Raw genomic sequence first — 20,109 nt, 5'->3', positions numbered from 1 at the left:
ATTCGGAGCCATTCCGCATCGGCAAGCGTTGGAACCATCTCCATGGCCGATATTGAAACTCTGCCGCGCGCCGACGCGCCTGCCCGCACATGGCGCGACCACGCGCGTAGCGGTCGGGAACGCTGGCGCCGCCTGCCTTTTCCGGTGCGCGTCCTGCTTTGGATCGTCGGCATCCTCTTCGCGCTCTGGCTCATCCTGTTCATCACCAAAGGCCGCTTCCTCAAACATCCCTTCGAACGCTTCACGGCCAGCAGGCTAGGGCGTCAGGTGCAGGTCAACGGCGACTTCCAACTCTATTTCAACGTCATTACCATCAAGTTCCGCGCGGAGGGGATGCGCATTGCCAACCTCCCCTGGGCCAGCCAGCCAGATCTGTTTCGCGCCGACCTCATCGACATGCGCATCTCTCCGTTCAATCTGATGTTCGGCGACAAATATCGCGTGAAATGGCTCGAATTGCGCAACGCCGCTGCCGACCTCGAATGGTCGAAGGACCGCTCGCACAACACCTGGGCGCTGGGATATCCCAATGCCAAGGGAGAGCCGATGAACCTGCCGCTCATCCGGCGGGCGTTGCTGGCGGGCACGCGGCTCCGCTATCGCGATCCGGTGATGCAGCTGTCGACTGACATCGCCTTCGAGACAAGCAAGGCGCAGGACACGGCGTTTGAGCGCGACATTCGCTTCACCGGCGATGGCATGATGCGCGGAACGCCGTTCACGCTGACGGGCGGCCTGCTGTCGCCCAATGAGACCGTTACGGGCGGTCGCAACAAGCTGGCGATGCGGGCTGTGTCAGGGCCGACGATCTTCGAGGTAAGCGGCACCCTGCCCGGCGCGACGGTGCTGGAAGGCAGCGACCTGCGCGTCATGACGACCGGTCCCAATCTCAGCCTGCTGTTCGATTTCCTTGGCGTCGCGATCCCCGATACGCGCCGCTATCGCTTTACATCTACGCTGACGAAGGCGGGCGAGGAATGGCGCTTCACCCGGCTCAAGGGCATGTTTGGCGACAGCGACCTGACGGGCAAAATGACCGTGTCGCTACCGAAAAACCGGCTGCTGATCGACGCCGACATGGCCACGCAAAAACTCGACATCGTCGATATCGCGCCCTTTATCGGCTATGATCCGCAGGCGATCGAGGCGCGCGGCGCAAACGGCGCGATAAGCACTGTCAACGGCACGCCGCGCCTGCTCCCCGATGCCCCGTTGCGGGTCGAGGCGATCCGCAATTTCGATGCCGATGTGAACTACACGGTCAGGACGATCCGCGCGCCGAACCTCCCCGTCTCCAACGGCGCAGTGACGGTAAAGCTCGACCACAGCCTTCTTACCTTGTCGCCGCTGACCTTCGACATGTCGGGCGGGCATGTGTCGTCGGACATAGAGATCAACGCCCGCAACCAGCCGGTCCGCACGACCTACGACATTCGCCTGTCGCCAACACCCATGGGCACGCTTCTCAAGGGCTGGGGCGTCGAGGAATCGGGCACCACAGGCACGGTCAAGGCACGGGTGCAGATGAGCGGCCTTGGCGACACGCTGCATGACTCGCTGAGCCGTTCCAACGGTCGGATCGCGGTCGTCCTGCCTGCGGGCACGATGTGGGCACGCAATGTCCAGTTGGCGGAGATCGACGTCGGCACCTTCATTACCAAGATGTTCGAGAAGAAGCTGAAGGAGCCGGTAGAGATTAATTGCGGCCTCATCGCCTTCACCGTGCGCGACGGCGTGGCGGCCGCCGACCCGATCCTGATCGACACGAAGAAGAATGTCATGCTGGGGCGCGGGGGTTTTTCGTTCAAGAATGAGAGCCTCGACCTTGTCTTCCGCGCCGACGGCAAGAAGTTCAGCCTGTTTTCCGGCCAGTCGCCGGTCGGCATCGGCGGCTATTTCGCAAAGCCCGGCTTCAGCGTCGTCACGCCCGAATTGCTGGCCCGCGGCGGCGCGGGCGCGGCCCTCGGTATCGCTGCCGGCCCGCTGGCATCGGTGCTGGCCTTCGTTGATGTCGGGGATGCGAAATCGACCTCCTGTGGTCCCGTTCTGGCCGGAGCCAGCGCGCAGGCGCAACGGACCAAGAGCGGCAAGCCCCGCGACGATGTCGGGCGCGGCACCACGGCGAAGGATGAAAAGGGCAAGGGCAGCACGAAAGAGCAAAGACCCAGAAGAAGAAGTTTCTGGGAATCCTTTAGCCGGCGCGCTCAGTGATGATGGTCGTGCCCATGGTCGTGCGCGCCCGCATGAAGCGCCTCCAGCACATCCTCCAACCGCGCCGGGTCGCCGAGCGCGAGCACATGCCCTTCGCTGTCCGCGGTCAGCGGTTCACCATTCCAGTCGCACATCACGCCGCCCGCACCCTCCACCACCGGCACGAGCGCGGCGAAGTCATAGCTTTGCAGGCCCGATTCGATGACGATGTCGAGGAAGCCCGACGCCAGCAGCCCGTAATTATAGCAATCCCCGCCATAGACCGGCCCCTGTCGCGGCGACCCGCCCGACACGGCGGCGACCAGCGCCATATAATGCGGCACGTCGCCGTCCGCGAACAGATGCGGGCTGGTCGTGGCGATGCCCGCCGCCTCCAGTGCCCGGCAGGATCGTGTGCGCACGGCCTGACCGTTGAAGGTCGTGGGCTGGCCCGCCATCCCCGCCCAGCGCTCGCGCGCTATCGGCTGGTCGATGATGCCGATGGTCGGCCAGCCGCCCTGCGTCAGCGCGATGAGCGTGCCGAAGATGGGCCGTCCCGCAATGAAGCTGCGCGTGCCGTCGATCGGATCGAGAATCCAGACCCGTTCGGCATCGGTGCGCACGGACCCGTATTCCTCGCCGACAATGCCGTCATCGGGCCGTTCCTTCTCCAGAATCATGCGGATCGCGGCTTCGGCCGCACGGTCGGCTTCGGTCACCGGCGACTTGTCGGCCTTGATCTCCATATCGTATCGCGCCCGGAAAAAGGGGCGGATGGCGGCGCCGGCGGCGTCGGCAAGGCGGTTGGCAAGAGCCAGGTCGTCACGGGTCGTCATGCCTTGCGCCTAGCCCGTAGGAACGCACTAAGCTAGACTGGCGCATCCCGATTCCGGAAAAGGGGAGAGGAACATGCCCGGTTCGCCCGTCATCCCATGCCTGCGCTATGCCGATGCGCCGGCCGCGATAGATTTCCTGTGCGATGCCTTCGGATTCGAACGGCATGCCGTCTACCCCGACGACGCCGATCCCACGATCATTCATCATGCGCAGCTGGTGCTGGGCGCGGGCATGGTGATGCTGGGCAGCGCCAAGGACGCGGAGGGCGAATCGCTCTACACCTGGTCCACCGCCCGCAACCTTGGCGGAGTCACGGCCTGCGCCTATGTCGTCGTGCCCGACCCGGACGCCCATTGTCTCCATGCCCGCAACGAAGGCGCAGTGGTGGTGCAGGAGCCCGCCGACAATCAGGGCTATCCGGGGCGGGGCTATGTCGCGCTCGATCCGGAGGGCAATGTCTGGAGCTTCGGCAGCTACGATCCTTGGGCCGACGCCGGCTGATTAGGGCTTCGGTAACCCCCGTCCCCTAGCATGGCAGCATGGGACTGATTGGCTGGATATTGAGCTTTGCAGGCCTTTTTGCAGGTCTTGCCCTGCGGCAGGACCTGCCGATGGGCGGCTCCGTCATGCTGTCCAACCTTCTGATCGCGCTGGCAGTGCTCGCCTGCCCGATGCTGTGGCGCGACAAGCCGATGGGCATTTCGCGCGGTCAGCGCATTGTGACCGCGCTGATCCTGCTCTGCGCGACGCCGCTGCTTCTGCTGCCGGCCGCGTAAGCTTCCTTTTGCCAGGCCCGGTCTTTTGCCGGCCCCGGTGCCCTGACACTCAGTCGAACAGGCTGGACACGGAGCTTTCGTCGGCGATGCGCTTGATCGCCTCGCCCAGCAGCGGCGCGATGGGCAGGTGGCGGATATTCTTCGCGCTGTTGACCGCGTCCGTCCCCTGGATCGAGTCGGTGATGACCAGTTCGAGCAGGTCCGATGCGTCGACACGCGCCACCGCGCCACCGGACAACACGCCATGGCTGACATAGGCGACGACTTCCTCGGCGCCCGCAGCCTTCAGCGCGCCCGCGGCATTGCACAGCGTTCCGGCCGAATCGACGATGTCGTCGATCAGGATGCAGAAGCGGCCGGACACGTCACCGATGATGTTCATGACTTCCGATTCGCCGGCCCGCTCGCGACGCTTGTCGACGATAGCCAGCGGCGCATTGTCTAGCCGCTTGGCGAGCGCGCGCGCGCGCACCACGCCGCCGACGTCGGGCGACACCACCATGATGTTCCGGTCGCCAAAGCGCGCCTGAATGTCCGCGCTCATCACCGGCGCGCCGAACAGATTGTCGGTCGGGATGTCGAAAAAGCCCTGAATCTGGCCTGCATGCAGGTCGACCGACAGGACGCGGTCGGCACCCGCAGTCGTGATCAGGTTCGCCACCAGCTTCGCGCTGATCGGCGTGCGCGGCCCGGGCTTGCGATCCTGCCGGGCATAGCCGAAATAGGGGACGACAGCCGTGATGCGCTTGGCCGACGCGCGTTTCAGCGCATCGATCATGATCAGCAATTCCATCAGATTGTCGTTGGTCGGATAGGCCGTCGACTGGATGACGAACACATCCTCGCCCCGGACATTTTCGTGGATTTCCACGAAAACCTCCTCATCGGCGAAGCGGCGGACGCTGGCGTCGGTCAGGGGAATTTCGATATAATCGGCGATAGCGGCCGCGAGCGGCTTATTGGAATTGCCGGTCATGAGCTTCATGGCCAAAACCCCCGTGACGAATTGATGACGATGCGCGAGACGCGGCCCCTTTAGCCGCGCTGGTCCCATGTGGAAAGGCGCTTTTGCGCCCGCCATCAAAATCGATTAGGGCGCGGCACATGACCGACAAACTTGTGATCGCGCTGGCCCAGATGACGCAGAGCGTGGGCGACCTCGTGGCCAATGCCGACGCGATGCTGGAATGGCGCGACCGCGCCCGGACGGCCGACCTGATCGTCTATCCCGAATTGCAGCTGATCGGTTATCCGCCCGAGGATCTGGTGCTGAAACCCGCCCTCGTCGATCGCGCGAATCACGAGCTTGACCGGCTGGCCCAGGCGACGGCCGATGGCGGGCCGGCCATGCTGGTCGGTTCCGTCGTCGCATCGCAGGGCGTGCTGTTCAACGTCGTCGCGCTGCTGGAAAACGGCGCCGTGACGGCCATCCGGCAGAAGCGGGAGCTCCCCAATTACGGCACGTTCGATGAAAAGCGCCTGTTCGCGCCCGGCCCGCTCCCCGCGCCCATCGACTTCCGCGGCATCAGGATCGGTGTCCCGATCTGCGAGGATATCTGGTTCCCCTTCGTCACCGCGCATCTGAAGGCGGAAGGAGCTGACATTCTGATAAGCCCCAATGGCAGTCCCTATGAGGTCGACAAGGACGACCGCCGCCTGAACGGCGTCGCCGGGACGCGTGTGCGCGAAACCGGCCTGCCGCTCGTCTATCTCAACCGGGTCGGCGGTCAGGACGAACTGGTGTTCGACGGCGCATCTTTCGTGATGAACGGCGACCTGTCGATCGCCCACCAGATGCCTGACTGGGAGGAGGCTCTGACTCTCACCCATTGGGAAAGGCGCGAAGGCCGGTGGACCTGCGTCCCGGGCGATCGGCATATGCTGGATGAACGGCCGGCCGACATCTACAATGCCATGGTGCTGGGTCTGCGCGACTATGTGAACCGCAATCGCTTCCCGGGCGTCGTCCTCGGCCTGTCGGGCGGCATCGATTCGGCGCTGTCGGCCGCTGTCGCGGTCGATGCGCTGGGGCCGGAGCGCGTCTGGTGCGTGATGATGCCCTCCCGTTTCACCAGCCAGGAAAGCCTGGACGATGCGGTCGAATGCGCCAGGCTGCTGGGCGTGCGGTACGACACCATTCCCATCGAGCCGGCGGTCGGTGCCTTCGATACCATGCTCGGCCCGGTGTTCGCAGGGCGTGCCCGCGACCTGACTGAGGAGAATATCCAGTCGCGCATCCGCGGCGTTACCTTGATGGGTCTGTCCAACAAGTTCGGGCACATGCTGCTGACGACCGGCAACAAGAGCGAGATGTCGGTCGGATACGCCACCATCTATGGCGACATGGCAGGCGGCTATTCGGTTTTGAAGGACGCGTACAAGACTACCGTGTTCGACCTTTGCCGCTGGCGGAACGGGAATATGCCTTCCCTGGGCGCAGGCATCGGCCCTGCCGGCCCCGTCATGCCCGAACGCGTCATCACCAAGCCGCCCAGCGCCGAACTGCGCGACAATCAGCGCGACGACGACAGCCTGCCGCCCTATGAAGTGCTGGACCCAATACTCTACGGCCTGGTCGAGGAGGAATTGTCGGTCGAGCAACTTGTCGAACGCGGCTTCGAAAAAGATGTGGTCGCCCGGATCGAACGTCTGCTCTACATCGCCGAATATAAGCGCCGTCAGTCGCCACCGGGCGTCAAGATCGGCATCCGCAATTTTGGCCGAGACCGCCGCTATCCGATCACAAACGCCTTTCGCACCTTGTAGGCGCCAGCCATGACCGTCATCACCCGCTTCGCGCCGTCGCCGACCGGCCACCTTCATGTCGGCAATATCCGCGCCGCGCTCCACAACTGGCTTTGGGCGCGCAAGAGCGGAGGCAGCTTCCTGCTGCGACTCGACGATACCGACATAGAGCGCTCGCGCCCCGAATATGCGGACGCGATCCGGGCCGACCTGGCCTGGCTGGGCCTGCATTGGGATGGAGAGGAAAGGCAGTCAGACCGCTTCGCCCTTTATGAGGAACGGTTCCAGGCGCTCAGGGCGTCGGGGCATGTCTATCCGGCCTATGAAACGCAGCAAGAGCTGGAATTGCGCCGCAAGGTGCTGCTCGGGCGCGGCCTGCCCCCGGTCTATGACCGCGCTGCTCTCTCGCTGACTCCGGACCAGATCGCCGCCCATGAAGCGGAAGGCCGCACCCCGCACTGGCGTTTCCGGCTGGACCACGACCAACCGATCGAGTGGACAGACCTGATCCGGGGCGAACAGCGTTTCGACCCGCATTTGCTGTCCGACCCAGTGATCCGCCGCGCCGACGGTTCCTGGCTCTACATGCTCCCCTCGGTCATCGACGATGTCGACATGGGCGTTACTCATGTTTTGCGCGGCGAGGATCATGTGTCCAACACCGCGACCCAGATCCAGATGTTCACCGCGCTCGGCGCATCGCTCCCTGCCTTCGCGCACGAAGCGCTGCTGACGGGCAACGAGGGCAAGCTATCCAAGCGCCTCGGCTCGCTCGGCGTCGCTCATTTCCGCGAGATCGGTCTGGAGCCCATGGCGATCGCGTCGTTGCTGGCGCGACTGGGTTCCTCGCAGCCGATCGAGCCCTTCGCCGGCATGGCGCCGTTGATCGACAGTTTCGATTTCGCCCATTTCGGCCGCGCACCCGCCCGCTTCGACGAGGGCGAGCTTGCGGGCCTCAACCAGAAAATCGTTCACATGCTGCCCTATGATGCCGTGGCGGAGCGTTTGCCCCAAACCATGGACGAAGCTGCGTGGGATGCCATCCGCCCCAATCTGGAAACGGTGGCGGGCGCGGCGGACTGGTGGCGGATCGTTACCGGCCCGTTCGATGCGCCGGAACCGGCGGAGGATGATCGCGACTTCATTGCAAGCGCGCACCGCATCCTTTCGCACGCGACATTCGACGCAGGCATCTGGCGCACGCTCACCGACGCGCTCAAGCAAGAGACCGGGCGCAAGGGCAAGGGACTGTTCCTGCCGCTCCGCCGTGCGCTGACCGGCATGGATCATGGCCCGGACATGGCACAGCTATTGCCGCTGATCGGGCGCGACCGGGCCATTGCGCGCCTGTCCGCCTGACAGGAATATACTGGCGCTCCGGCTTCGTCAGCGCATCATCTTCCGGCTAGGCATGGCGCGGAGGGCCGTCTAGGCTGGCCTTTTACCCACGCGGGAGCCGTCATGACCTCCGTTCAGCACAGCTCGAACCGCACGCTGGGCCTAGCCGCCTGCATCGCGCTGGTCATGGGCAACATGATCGGGTCGGGCGTGTTCCTGCTGCCCGCATCACTCGCTCCCTTCGGCTGGGATGCGGTCGCTGGATGGGTGTTCACCATCGCCGGGTCGCTCGTACTGGCCTTCGTCATCGCGCGCTTGACCGTCGCCATGCCCGACGCCAGCGCGTCGCAAATGATCGCCCGCGCCTGGGGGCCGCTGGCAGGCTTCGCGATCGGCTGGATCTATTGGCTGTCGATCGTCATCACCAACGTCACCATCGCCGTCGCAGCCACCGCCAATTTGTCGAGCATCCTGCCGGTGCTGGCCCGTCCGGGCGCCGGCGCGCTCTGTTCCATGCTTTTCCTGTGGATGACCACCGCCATCAACCTTATCGGCGCCCGGGCGGCGGGGATGACGCAGATTGGCACGACGATCGTCAAGCTGGTCCCGATCGTCGTCGTGCTGATGCTTTTGGCGCTCATACTCGGCACCGGCCGGGCCGAGATCGCGCCGTTTCCGGCGCAGGGACTGACCGGCTCAGGCATCACCGCCTCGGCGGCGCTCACGCTGTGGGCGCTGCTCGGCTTCGAATCGGCCAGTGTCGCGGCCGACAAGGTGGACGATCCCGCCCGCACCATTCCGCGCGCGACGCTGATCGGCACCGCAGCCACCGGGCTGATCTACCTTGTCGTCTGTTCGGGCATCGCGCTGACCCTGCCGGCGGCGGAAACCCAGACCGGCTCGCCATTCGGCGCGTTCGTCAGCCATTACTGGGCAACCGGCCCGGCGCGCTACGTCGCTCTGTTCGTGGTGGTTAGTTGCCTGGGCGCACTCAACGGCTGGACGCTGCTGATGGGCGAGGTGCCGCTGGCGATGGCGCGGGCGGGGGAATTGCCGCGCTGGCTGGCCGGAACCACGGCAAAGGGGACGCCGGCCCGCGCCCTTATTCTCTCCAGCCTGATCGCCAGCCTGATGCTTATCGCCAACAGCCTGCAGGGACTGGTGGCCCTGTTCACCGCCATGGCATTGCTCGCGACATCGGCGACGCTGTGGCTGTATGTCGGCTGCGCGCTGGCCGGGATTCGGCTGCGCATCGTCGTCCCGGCGGCGGTCATCGGCCTTGGCTATGCGCTCTGGACCCTATGGGGCGCGGGCATCACGGCCTGCGGATCGAGCATCCTGCTGATGGCCGCCGGGCTTCCGGTCTACTGGTGGGCGCGACGGGAACGGCAAAATCGATAAGGCCGGTCGATGGTGGCGGGTATCAATCCCCCCACAATTCCTTGAGCTTAGAGAAGAAGCCGGTAGATTGCGGGCATTCCTCGCCGGTCTCGGTCTCGCGGAAAGCTTCCAGCAATTCCTTCTGTTTTGCCGACAGCTTGGTGGGTGTCTCGACATCGACCTGGATCACCAGATCGCCCTGCCCCCGGCCGTTCAGCACCGGCATCCCGGCACCGCGCTGGCGTATTTGCTTGCCGGACTGGATGCCGACCGGAATGCTGATCTGGTGACGGCTGCCGTCAAGTCCGGGCACCTCGATCACGCCGCCGAGTGCAGCAGTGGTGAAGCTGATCGGCGCGCGGCAAAACAGGGTCGTGCCCTCGCGTTCGAACAGCGCATGCCGCTTCACATGCAGGAAGATATACAGATCACCCGGAGGCGCGCCGCGTGCTCCGGCTTCGCCCTCACCCGACAGACGGATGCGCGTGCCTTCATCAACGCCTGCGGGAATGTTGACGGTCAGCGTCTTGGGCCGGTCCACGCGCCCTTCGCCACGACAGGAACGGCACGGGCTTTCGATCACCTGTCCCGCGCCATGGCAGGACGGACAGGTACGTTCGACCACGAAAAAGCCCTGCTGCGCGCGCACCTGCCCATGGCCGCCGCACGTACCACATGTCTTGACGCCAGTGCCGGGCTGCGCACCCGATCCGTCGCACGTATCGCAAGCGGCCGACACCTCGATCTGTATCTCGGTATTCTTGCCGTGATAGGCATCATCGAGGCTGATTTCCATGTCGTAGCGCAGGTCCGCGCCGCGCCTTTGCTGCTGGCGCCCGCCCGCGCCGCCGAAACCGGCCTGGCCAAAGATAGTCTCGAAAATATCGCCGAGGTCGGAAAAGCCGCCCGCCTGTCCCCGGAATCCGCCGCCGCCACCGCCTTGTTGCTGCTGCGTGTATGCCGCGTGCCCGAAGCGGTCGTAAGCTGCGCGCTTCTGCGGATCCTTCAGGCATTCATAGGCTTCGGACACGGCCTTGAACTTCGCCTCGCTGTCCGTGCACCCCCCGGTCCGATCCGGATGATATTTCATCGCCAGCTTGCGATAGGCGCTCTTGATCGCCCCGCCATCGGCCGTGCGCTCGATCTCGAGCAGAGAATAATAGTCTATTTCGGTCGTCATATCGCCCCCGACGGCAATCCACCGTCATTCAGCGCAATGTCCGAATGACGGTGAGTGCTCATCAGTTTACGCCTTGTTATCGTCCACTTCCGAAAATTCGGCGTCGACGACGTCATCGTCCGCCTTCGGCGCGTCGGCCGACGGCGAGGCGGCATCCGCCTGTTCCTTTTCGTAGATCGCCTGACCCAGCTTCATGGCGACCTGCGCGAGTTCCTGCGCCTTGGTCTTCATGGCTTCCGGATCGTCGCTTTCGACCGCTGACTTGGCGGCTGCAACGGCGATCTCGATCTCCGACTTGAGGCCCGCGTCGACCTTGTCGCCATGTTCCGCGATCTGCTGCTCGGTCGTGTGGATCAGGCTTTCGGCGTTGTTTTTCGCCTCGGCCGCCTCACGGCGCTTCTTGTCCTCTTCGGCGAAACGCTCGGCATCCTTGACCATCTGGTCGATGTCGGCGTCCGACAGGCCACCCGATGCCTGGATGCGGATCTGCTGTTCCTTGCCGGTGCCCTTGTCCTTGGCGGACACGTTGACCAGACCGTTCGCGTCGATATCGAACGTCACCTCGATCTGCGGCACGCCACGCGGCGCGGGCGGAATGCCGACCAGGTCGAACTGGCCCAGCAGCTTGTTGTCCGCCGCCATTTCACGTTCGCCCTGGAACACGCGGATCGTCACCGCCTGCTGATTATCGTCGGCGGTCGAATAGACCTGCGACTTCTTGGCGGGGATGGTGGTGTTGCGGTCGATCATGCGGGTGAACACGCCGCCAAGCGTCTCGATGCCGAGGCTCAGGGGGGTCACGTCGAGCAGCAGCACATCCTTGACGTCGCCCTGAAGCACGCCGGCCTGGATAGCCGCGCCCATGGCGACGACTTCGTCCGGGTTGACGCCGGTGTGCGGTTCCTTGCCGAAAAATTCCTTCACGGCTTCGCGGACCTTGGGCATGCGGGTCATGCCGCCGACCAGGACGACTTCGCTGATTTCGCTGGCGGTCACGCCCGCATCGGCCATCGCCTTCTTGCAAGGCTCCATGGTCCGCTTGATCAGGTCGGCCACCAGACGCTCCAGATCGGCGCGGGTCACGGTCTTGACCAGATGCTTGGGACCATTCTGGTCAGCGGTGATGAAGGGCAGGTTGACCTCGGTCGACTGCGCCGACGACAATTCGATCTTCGCCTTTTCAGCCGCTTCCTTGAGCCGCTGGAGCGCCAGCTTGTCCTTGGTGAGGTCGATGCCCTCGTCCTTCTGGAAACCGTCGGCCAGATACTGCACGACCTTCGCGTCGAAATCCTCGCCGCCCAGGAAAGTGTCGCCGTTGGTCGATTTCACCTCGAACACGCCGTCGCCGATCTCCAGGATCGAGATGTCGAAGGTGCCACCGCCAAGGTCGTAGACCGCGATCGTCTTGCCGTCCTGCTTCTCAAGGCCATAGGCGAGCGCAGCCGCGGTCGGCTCGTTGATGATGCGCAGCACTTCGAGACCCGCGATCTGGCCGGCGTCCTTGGTCGCCTGGCGCTGGGCGTCGTTGAAATAGGCCGGAACGGTAATGACCGCCTGCGTCACGGTTTCGCCCAGATAGCTCTCGGCGGTTTCCTTCATCTTTTGAAGGGTGAAGGCCGAAATCTGCGACGGGCTGTAATCCTTGCCGCCTGCGTTGACCCATGCGTCGCCATTGCCGCCCTTCACGATCGAGTAGGGGACGAGTTCCATGTCCTTCTTCGTCGTCGGGTCGTCGAAACGGCGGCCGATCAGGCGCTTGACCGCAAAGATGGTGTTGTCCGGATTGGTGACCGCCTGGCGCTTGGCCGGCTGACCGATCAAGCGCTCGCCATCCTTGGCGAAGGCGACGATCGAGGGCGTGGTCCGCGCCCCTTCGGCATTTTCGATGACCTTGGGCTTGCCGCCATCCATCACGGCAACGCAGCTGTTGGTTGTACCCAGATCGATCCCGATAACTTTTGCCATCTCTTCCTCTTTTAACCCCAAAATATTCAGCGGTTGAAGGCCCCATACCTCACGAAAGCGCCAAGGCAAGGCCAGTTTGCATGGCGGATATAGGCGCGCTTTTCCTTGGCACAAGGCGCTGCGGCGATTACCTATGCCACAGACCTGAAACGAGACAGTCATGGAGTGACGGATGCGCGGCCCCCTTGCCCTTATCGCCCTGATGGCGCCGCTGGCCCTGAGCGCCTGCGGCGATCCGGCGCCGACTTATATAGACCAGGCCTGGGTGCGCCTGTCCCCGGGCAAGGATACGCCATCGGCGGGCTATTTCGTCGCGCATGGCGGCGATGCGGACACGCAGTTGCGGGGCGTGCTCACCGATTATGCGCTCAAGGTCGAGATGCATGAAAGCGTCGAGCAAAATGGCATGATGACGATGAAGCCGCTGAGCAGCGTCGACATCCCGGCCAAGGGCACGGTCGCCTTCGCGCCGGGCGGAAAGCATCTCATGATCTGGGGCGTCAACGACACCGCGATCGGCCGGGGCAAGATGCAGCTGACATTTTTGCTTTCCAATGGCGACCGGCTGCTGGTCGATGCCGTGATCCGCAAGCCCGAAGCGGCCGGCGCACCCGCTGCCATGGACATGGGCAACCATAGCGGTCACTGAACGGGTGACCGGCCGCCCGCTTACCCCCGACGAGATCGCACTGGCGCGCACCATGTTCGGCAGCGCGATCGCCTATGATCGCGTGCGCGTGCATAATCGCAGCTGGTGGCCGCTACAGCCCAGGCACGTTGCCATGGCGCCCGACGGCCATCTCTGGTTTCATCCGGGCGGCAACCTCTTTTGTGCCGATTTCTGCCGCAGCACACTCGCTCACCAGGGCCTTTTCGTCCACGAAATGACCCATGTCTGGCAGGCCCAGACACGCGGTCGATGGTATCTGCCACTGATGCGCCATCCTTTCTGCCGCTATGGCTATGCGATCGAACCTGGCAAGCCGTTTGATCGCTACGGCATCGAACAACAGGCCGAGATCGTGAAGCACGCCTTCCTGTTGCGCCACGGTCGAAGGGTTGAAGGCAAGCCGGACCGCGCCACCTACGATGCCCTCCTGCCCTTTCCCCGCATGCCCGGCTGAGCAAAGGGCGGGCCTTTCATCCAGCCATCCCTGAAAAGGAAAAGGCCTCCGCATAACGGAGGCCTTTTCCTTTCTGCATTCGCGCGGGCGGCGATTACATGTGGATCGGCTTGCCCGTGACGGCCATCGCCGCCTCCTTGATCGCCTCGCTGTGCGTCGGATGGGCGTGACAGGTATAGGCGATGTCCTCGCTCGACGCGCCGAATTCCATCGCCTGCGCCGCCTGCGCAATCATCGTGCCGGCAACGGTGGCGATGATCCACACGCCCAGAACCTTGTCGGTCTCGGCATCGGCGATGATCTTTACGAAACCTTCCGGTTCATGATTGGTCTTGGCGCGGCTGTTCGCCATCATCGGGAATTTGCCGACCTTGATCGCGCCCTTTTCCTTGGCGGCTTCCTCAGTGAGGCCCACGCCCGCGATTTCCGGCTTGGTGTAGACAACCGACGGGATGACCGCATGGTTCACGATGCCGGTCAGGCCAGCGATATTCTCGGCCACGGCAATGCCTTCATCCTCAGCCTTGTGCGCCAGCATCGGGCCGGGAATGACATCGCCAATGGCCCATACGCCCGGAACCTTGGTCGCGAAATCATGATCGGTTTCGATCTGGCCGCGCGCGTTGAGTTCCAGCCCGATCTTGTCGAGGCCCAGACCTTCAGTGTTGGGACGGCGGCCGATCGACACCAGCACGACGTCGGCCTCGATCTTCTCGGCTGCGCCACCGGCGGCGGGTTCGACCGTCAGGGTGACGCCCTTCTTGCCCACCTCTGCGCCCGTAACCTTGGTGCCGAGCTTATATTCGAAGCCCTGCTTCTTGAAAATCTTGTTCGCTTCCTTGCGGACTTCGCCGTCCATGCCGGGCAGGATCTGGTCAAGAAATTCGACCACCGTGACCTTGGCGCCGACGCGGCGCCACACCGACCCCAGTTCCAGACCAATGACGCCGCCGCCGACGACGACCAGATGGCCCGGCACCTTGTCCAGTTCGAGCGCGCCGGTCGAATCGACGATCCTGCCGCCCGCATTGTCGACCTGCACGCCCGGAAGCGGCGTGACCGACGATCCCGTCGCAATGACGATGTTCTTCGCCGTCACCTTCTCGCCATTCACGTCGACCGTGTTCGCGCCTGTGAAGCTCGCCAGCCCCTTCAGCCAGGTGACCTTGTTCTTCTTGAACAGAAACTCGATACCGCCGGTCAGACCCTTCACCGCATCAATGCGCTGGCCCTGCATGGTGGGCAGGTCCAGGCTCATCTTGTCGATCTTGACGCCCAGCTTGGCCAGCGCGCCATTCGCGGCTTCGTCGTAGAGCTCGGACGCGTGGAGCAGCGCCTTGGACGGTATGCAGCCCACATTGAGGCAGGTGCCGCCCAGCGTCTCGCGGCTTTCGGCGCAGGCTGTCTTGATCCCCAGCTGCGCCGCGCGGATCGCGGCGACATAGCCGCCCGGTCCGGCGCCGATGACAAGGACGTCATAATCAAAGTCGGCCATGGTTCTGGTCCTCTGGCTCTGGAACTTACAGGTCGATGAGAAGGCGGGTCGGATCCTCAATCGCATTCTTCACCGCGACCAGGAAGGTGACCGCCTCGCGCCCGTCGATCAGGCGGTGATCGTAGCTGAGCGCAAGATACATCATCGGCCGGACGACAACCTGACCGTTACGGACGACGGGACGGTCCTCGATACGGTGAAGGCCCAGCACCGCCGACTGCGGCGGATTGATGATCGGAGTCGACATCAACGATCCGAACACGCCGCCATTGGAGATCGTGAAGGTGCCGCCCTTCATGTCTTCCATGGTCAGCTTGCCGTCTTTCGCCTTCTTGCCGAAATCGCCAATCGTCTTTTCAATCTGCGCGACGCTCATGCTTTCGGCGTTGCGGATGACGGGAACGACCAGTCCGCTCGGCGCGGACACGGCGACGGAAATATCGGCGAAATCGTTATAGACGATCTCGTCGCCCTCGATCTGCGCATTGACACCCGGTATATCCTTGAGCGCCATGCACACGGCCTTGGTGAAAAAGCCCATGAAGCCCAGGCGGACGCCATGCTTCTTCTCGAACAGATCCTTATACTTGGCGCGCGCCTCGATGACGTTGGTCATGTCGACGTCGTTGAAGGTCGTAAGCAGCGCGGCCGTGTTCTGCGCCTCCTTCAGCCGCTTGGCAACCGTCTGGCGCAAACGGGTCATCTTGACCCGCTCCTGCGCGCGACCCGGTCCGGCGGCGGGCGCAGCGGCCGCGGGTGCCGCGGCCGAAGCAGACGCGATCGCCCTGGCGGTGCCGGCGGCGACGGCAGCCATGACATCATCCTTGGTCAGGCGACCGTCCTTGCCGCTACCCTTGATCTTGCTCGGGTCGAGACCATGCTCCAGCACGAGACGGCGCACGGCAGGCGACAGGGTCAGGTTGCCGCCCTCTTCATCGTCCGAAGCGGCGGGCGCCGAAGCGGCAGGCGCCGGGGCAGCGGCTTCCGCCTTGGCGGGCGCGGTGGCAGGAGCAGCCGCAGCGGCTCCGCCTTCGTTCACATAGGCCAGCAGGGCTCCAACTTCGACCGTATCGCCTTCCTTCGCGACAATGTCGCCCATCGTGCCGGCGGCCGGCGCGGGTACGTCCACCGCGACCTTGTCGGTTTCCAGGCTGACGATGGGCTCATCCAGCGCGACGGCTTCGCCCGGCTTCTTGAGCCACTGGCCCACGGTCGCTTCGGTAACGGATTCGCCCAGCGTGGGGACTTTGACTTCGGTGGCCATGAGCTGTCTCAGCCTTTCTTCTGGCGACGGATTTCAGTGCGGACGCTGTGCCCCAGCGCATCGGCGACAAGCGCACCCTGTTCGGACACGTGACGCGATGCCAGGCCGGTTGCGGGCGAGGCGGATGCCTTGCGACCGGCATAGCGGGCGCGCATCGGTGCCTTGCCGGCCTGGGCCAGCGCTTCCTCGATAAACGGCTCCACAAAGAACCATCCGCCATTGTTGCGGGGTTCTTCCTGACACCAGATCACCTCCTCCAACGCCGTCATGCGCTTGATGCGTATGGCCAGCGCCTCGGTCGGGAACGGATAGAGCTGCTCGATGCGGACGATCTGGGTATTCTTGTCCCCTGCCGCATTGCGCGCTTCGATCAGGTCGTAGGCGACCTTGCCCGAACACAGGACAAGCCGCTTCGTTTCCGCGTCCGGCGCCGGGTTTATGTCCGACAGGATGCGCATGAAGTGGGCTTCGCCCAGGAAATCCTCTGTCTTGCTGACGGCCAGCTTGTGGCGCAGGAGCGACTTGGGCGTCATCATGATCAGCGGCTTGCGGAAGGCCCGAAGCATCTGGCGGCGCAGGATATGGAAATAGTTGGCCGGCGTAGTGCAGTTGGCGACCTGGATATTGCCTTCGGCGCACAGCTGGAGAAAGCGCTCCAGACGCGCCGAACTATGTTCGGGACCCTGCCCTTCATAGCCGTGCGGCAGCAGGCAGACGAGGCCGTTGGCGCGCAACCACTTGCTTTCCGACGATGCGATATACTGGTCGAAAATGATCTGGGCGCCGTTGGCGAAATCACCGAACTGGGCCTCCCACATCACCAGGCATTTCGGGTCCGCCAGCGCATAGCCATATTCGAAGCCCAGCACGCCATATTCCGACAGCGGGCTGTCCAACACCTCGAACCGGCCATGGGGCACGGTCGAGAGAGGAATATATTTTTCTTCGCTATTCTGGTCGACCCAGACGGCGTGCCGCTGGCTGAAGGTTCCGCGCCCCGAATCCTGACCCGACAGGCGAACGCCATATCCCTCCGACAGCAGGGAGCCGAATGCCAGCGCCTCACCCGTCGCCCAGTCGAAATTCGCGCCGGACCTGAACATCTCCGTCTTGGCATCAAGGACGCGCTTGAGCGTCTTGTGGACTTGATGTCCTTCGGGAATGGTCGTCAGCGTCCGGCCCAGGCTGTCGAACAGCTTCGGGCTGATGCCGCTTTCCACCGTCTGGCGCGTGGTTTCTGCATCGGCGGGCTTGTGCAGGCCCGACCAGCGCCCGGCAAACCAGTCCGCCTTGTTGGCCTTGTAGCTCTTGGCCGCCTCGAACTCGTCCTCCAGATGATTGACGAAATCGCCGGTCGCCTTGGCCACGAAATCGTCGTCTACCAGGCCTTCAGCCTTCAAACGCGCGGAATAGACGTCGCTCACCGGGGGGTGCTGTCGGATTTTCGCGTACATCTGCGGCTGGGTGAAGGACGGTTCGTCGCCTTCATTATGGCCGAAGCGACGGTAGCACCACATGTCGATCACGATGTCGCGGTGGAACGCCGCGCGATATTCCATCGCCAGCTTGCAGGCAAAGGTGACGGCTTCGGGATCGTCGCCATTGACGTGCAGGATCGGCGCCTGGACACCCTTCGCCACGTCGCTGGGATAGGGCGAGCCGCGCGAGAATTGCGGGCTGGTGGTGAAGCCGATCTGGTTGTTCACGATGAAGTGGACGCAGCCGCCGGTATTATATCCGGGCACCCCGGAAAAACCGAAGCATTCCCAGACGATGCCCTGACCCGCAAAGGCGGCGTCGCCATGGATCAGAACCGGCAGCACCTGCTCATGCTTGGCAAGGTCGTCGCGGAATGTCTGCTGCGCGCGCACCTTGCCGAGCACGACCGGATCGACGGTTTCAAGGTGCGACGGGTTGGGGACCAGCGACATATGGACCTTGATGCCGTCGAATTCGCGATCGGTCGACGTGCCGAGATGATATTTGACGTCGCCGGAACCACCCACGTCCTCGGGATTGGCGGTGCCGCCCGAAAATTCGTGGAAGATGACGCGAAAGCCCTTGGCCATGACATTGGCCAGCACGTTAAGCCGGCCGCGATGGGCCATGCCGAACACGATCTCGCGCACGCCGGTCGCGCCGCCATATTTGATCACAGCTTCCAGCGCCGGGATCATGGCTTCGCCGCCGTCGAGGCCAAAGCGCTTGGTGCCGACATATTTGCGGCCCAGGAACTTCTCATATTGCTCGGCCTGGATGACCTTGGCCAGGATCGCCTTCTTGCCCTCGGGCGTGAAGTGGATTTCCTTGTCCTTGCCTTCCATCCGCTCCTGAAGGAACCGCCGCTCCTCGACATCGGAGATGTGCATATATTCCAGGCCGACACTACCGCAGTAATTCTGGCGAAGAATGGCAACGATCTCGCTGACGGTGGCGAATTGCAGCCCCAGCGTGCCGCCCAGGAACACCTTTTTGCTGAGGTCGGTCAGACCGTGATATTCCGGCGTCAGGTCCGCCGGCAGATCGCGTTGGGTCAGGCCCAGCGGATCGAGATTGGCGGCCAGGTGACCGCGCACGCGATAGGTGCGGATCAGCATCTGCGCGCGGATGGCATCCTCTGCGGCCTGCGCGATGTCCGCTTCGGACACGGCCTTGCCCGCCGACTTGGCGGCGGCCTTGACGGCCACCTGCATCTGCGTCGGGTCCAGCGCACCGGTCAGGTCGTCGGTATCCGTCAACGGCCAATTGTCGCGCGCCCAGCTCGGCCCGCGCTCCATCTCGAAATCCTGGTTCTCGTAACCCATGATCGTCACATTCCTTCCCAGCCGCGTGCAGTCGCGGAAGCGGGAAACCAAGCGGCCGGGGTGCAGCCCGGCCACCCTGGTCATTGCCTGCCTTTAGCCCTTCAGAACCTCGAGCAGGGTGGTGCCGAGTTCCGACGGGCTGGCTGCGACCTTGATGCCGGCCGCTTCCATCGCCGCGATCTTGCTTTCCGCGTCGCCCTTGCCGCCCGACACGATCGCGCCGGCATGGCCCATGCGACGGCCCGGAGGCGCCGTGCGGCCCGCGATAAAGCCGGCCATCGGCTTCTTGCGGCCCTTCTTGGCCTCGTCGATCAGGAACTGCGCGGCCTGTTCCTCCGCGTCGCCGCCGATCTCACCGATCATGATGATCGATTCGGTCGCGTCGTCGGCCAGGAACAGTTCCAGTACGTCGATGAAGTTGGTGCCGTTCACCGGATCACCGCCGATGCCGACGGCCGTGGTCTGGCCCAGGCCTGCATTGGTGGTCTGGAACACGGCTTCATATGTCAGCGTGCCCGACCGCGACACGACACCCACGCTGCCCTTGGAGAAGATGTTGCCCGGCATGATGCCGATCTTGCATTCGCCAGGGGTCAGCAAGCCGGGGCAGTTCGGACCGATCAGGCGCGACTTGCTGCCCGACAGCGACCGCTTCACCTTCACCATGTCCAGAACCGGAATGCCTTCGGTGATGCAGACGATCAGAGGGATTTCCGCATCGATCGCTTCCATGATCGAATCGGCCGCGAACGGCGGCGGCACATAGATGACCGAGGCATCGGCGCCGGTCTTCGCCTTGGCTTCCGCGACCGTGTCGAACATGGGCAGGCCGATATGGGTCGTGCCGCCCTTGCCCGGAGTGACGCCACCGACCATCTGCGTGCCATAGGCCAGCGCGGTTTCGGTGTGGAAGGTGCCGGTGGCTCCGGTCATACCCTGGGTGATGACCTTGGTGTTCTTGTTCACCAGAATGGACATATGTGTCCCTTCATATTCTGTGGACGTGGCACT

General features: G+C 63.8%; 16 protein-coding genes. 8 read left to right on the top strand and 8 right to left on the bottom strand.

Going from position 1 to position 20,109, the window contains the following annotated elements:
• Positions 1–42: 42 nt before the first annotated feature.
• On the top strand, positions 43–2,211 hold the full coding sequence (locus J3E64_RS18645; protein ID WP_253344579.1) for an AsmA family protein: 2,169 nt from the start codon (positions 43–45) through the stop codon (positions 2,209–2,211).
• Here J3E64_RS18645 and hisN read toward each other — a convergent pair.
• Positions 2,205–3,026, bottom strand: coding sequence for a histidinol-phosphatase (gene hisN, locus J3E64_RS18640; protein WP_253344577.1), 822 nt, complete (start codon positions 3,024–3,026; stop codon positions 2,205–2,207). The genes J3E64_RS18645 and hisN overlap by 7 nt on opposite strands.
• 73 nt (positions 3,027–3,099) lie before the next feature.
• On the opposite strand from hisN, the gene J3E64_RS18635 reads away from it, so the two are divergent.
• Both J3E64_RS18635 and J3E64_RS18630 read left to right on the top strand, forming a co-directional pair.
• Positions 3,100–3,528: a VOC family protein gene (locus J3E64_RS18635; RefSeq protein ID WP_253344576.1), complete on the top strand. Its 429-nt coding sequence runs from the start codon at positions 3,100–3,102 to the stop codon at positions 3,526–3,528.
• Positions 3,529–3,566: 38 nt separating this feature from the next.
• A complete protein-coding gene (locus J3E64_RS18630) occupies positions 3,567–3,803 on the top strand; it encodes a hypothetical protein (protein ID WP_253344575.1) in 237 nt (78 codons plus the stop codon).
• Between the two features lie 49 nt (positions 3,804–3,852).
• Here J3E64_RS18630 and J3E64_RS18625 read toward each other — a convergent pair whose 3' ends face one another.
• On the bottom strand, positions 3,853–4,788 hold the full coding sequence (locus tag J3E64_RS18625) for a ribose-phosphate pyrophosphokinase (RefSeq protein WP_253344574.1): 936 nt from the start codon (positions 4,786–4,788) through the stop codon (positions 3,853–3,855).
• Positions 4,789–4,907: 119 nt separating this feature from the next.
• On the opposite strand from J3E64_RS18625, the gene J3E64_RS18620 reads away from it, so the two are divergent.
• The 3 genes from J3E64_RS18620 to J3E64_RS18610 all read left to right on the top strand — a co-directional run bounded on the left by J3E64_RS18620 (position 4,908) and on the right by J3E64_RS18610 (position 9,287).
• Positions 4,908–6,569 carry an NAD+ synthase gene (locus J3E64_RS18620; RefSeq protein WP_253344573.1) on the top strand — a complete coding sequence of 554 codons (1,662 nt, stop codon included), beginning with the start codon at positions 4,908–4,910 and terminating at the stop codon, positions 6,567–6,569.
• A gap of 9 nt (positions 6,570–6,578) precedes the next feature.
• Positions 6,579–7,907 (top strand): glutamate--tRNA ligase, encoded by a 1,329-nt coding sequence (gltX, locus tag J3E64_RS18615; RefSeq protein WP_253344572.1) that lies wholly within the window; start codon positions 6,579–6,581, stop codon positions 7,905–7,907.
• A 102-nt stretch (positions 7,908–8,009) separates the two neighbouring features.
• Positions 8,010–9,287, top strand: coding sequence for an amino acid permease (locus tag J3E64_RS18610; protein ID WP_253344570.1), 1,278 nt, complete (start codon positions 8,010–8,012; stop codon positions 9,285–9,287).
• Between the two features lie 22 nt (positions 9,288–9,309).
• Here the strand turns inward: J3E64_RS18610 and dnaJ are convergent, their stop codons facing one another.
• On the bottom strand, positions 9,310–10,446 hold the full coding sequence (dnaJ, locus tag J3E64_RS18605) for a molecular chaperone DnaJ (RefSeq protein ID WP_253344568.1): 1,137 nt from the start codon (positions 10,444–10,446) through the stop codon (positions 9,310–9,312).
• Positions 10,447–10,512: 66 nt separating this feature from the next.
• Entirely contained in the window at positions 10,513–12,411 is a 1,899-nt protein-coding gene (dnaK, locus tag J3E64_RS18600; protein ID WP_253344566.1) for a molecular chaperone DnaK, read from the bottom strand.
• Between the two features lie 172 nt (positions 12,412–12,583).
• Here dnaK and J3E64_RS18595 point away from each other — a divergent pair, with 172 nt between their 5' ends.
• Together J3E64_RS18595 and J3E64_RS18590 are read left to right on the top strand one after the other, a co-directional pair.
• Complete coding sequence (locus J3E64_RS18595) at positions 12,584–13,060, top strand: copper chaperone PCu(A)C (RefSeq protein WP_253344565.1); 477 nt, start codon at positions 12,584–12,586, stop codon at positions 13,058–13,060.
• A 4-nt stretch (positions 13,061–13,064) separates the two neighbouring features.
• Positions 13,065–13,535, top strand: coding sequence for a vgr related protein (locus J3E64_RS18590; RefSeq protein ID WP_253344564.1), 471 nt, complete (start codon positions 13,065–13,067; stop codon positions 13,533–13,535).
• Positions 13,536–13,629: 94 nt separating this feature from the next.
• On the opposite strand, the gene lpdA is transcribed toward J3E64_RS18590, so the two are convergent.
• From lpdA to sucD, 4 genes are all read right to left on the bottom strand, one after another.
• Positions 13,630–15,030, bottom strand: coding sequence for a dihydrolipoyl dehydrogenase (lpdA, locus tag J3E64_RS18585; protein ID WP_253344563.1), 1,401 nt, complete (start codon positions 15,028–15,030; stop codon positions 13,630–13,632).
• Between the two features lie 25 nt (positions 15,031–15,055).
• Positions 15,056–16,294, bottom strand: a complete 1,239-nt coding sequence (gene odhB / locus J3E64_RS18580) for a 2-oxoglutarate dehydrogenase complex dihydrolipoyllysine-residue succinyltransferase (RefSeq protein WP_253344562.1) — start codon at positions 16,292–16,294, stop codon at positions 15,056–15,058.
• A gap of 8 nt (positions 16,295–16,302) precedes the next feature.
• Entirely contained in the window at positions 16,303–19,098 is a 2,796-nt protein-coding gene (locus J3E64_RS18575; RefSeq protein ID WP_253344561.1) for a 2-oxoglutarate dehydrogenase E1 component, read from the bottom strand.
• 93 nt (positions 19,099–19,191) lie between these two features.
• Complete coding sequence (sucD, locus tag J3E64_RS18570) at positions 19,192–20,076, bottom strand: succinate--CoA ligase subunit alpha (RefSeq protein ID WP_253344559.1); 885 nt, start codon at positions 20,074–20,076, stop codon at positions 19,192–19,194.
• Positions 20,077–20,109: the final 33 nt, after the last annotated feature.

The organism is Sphingobium sp. OAS761, from assembly GCF_024168485.1.
GTDB lineage: Bacteria > Pseudomonadota > Alphaproteobacteria > Sphingomonadales > Sphingomonadaceae > Sphingobium.
The sequence above is the reverse complement of the archived record's forward strand: the minus strand, read 5'-3'. Positions and strand labels throughout refer to the sequence as shown.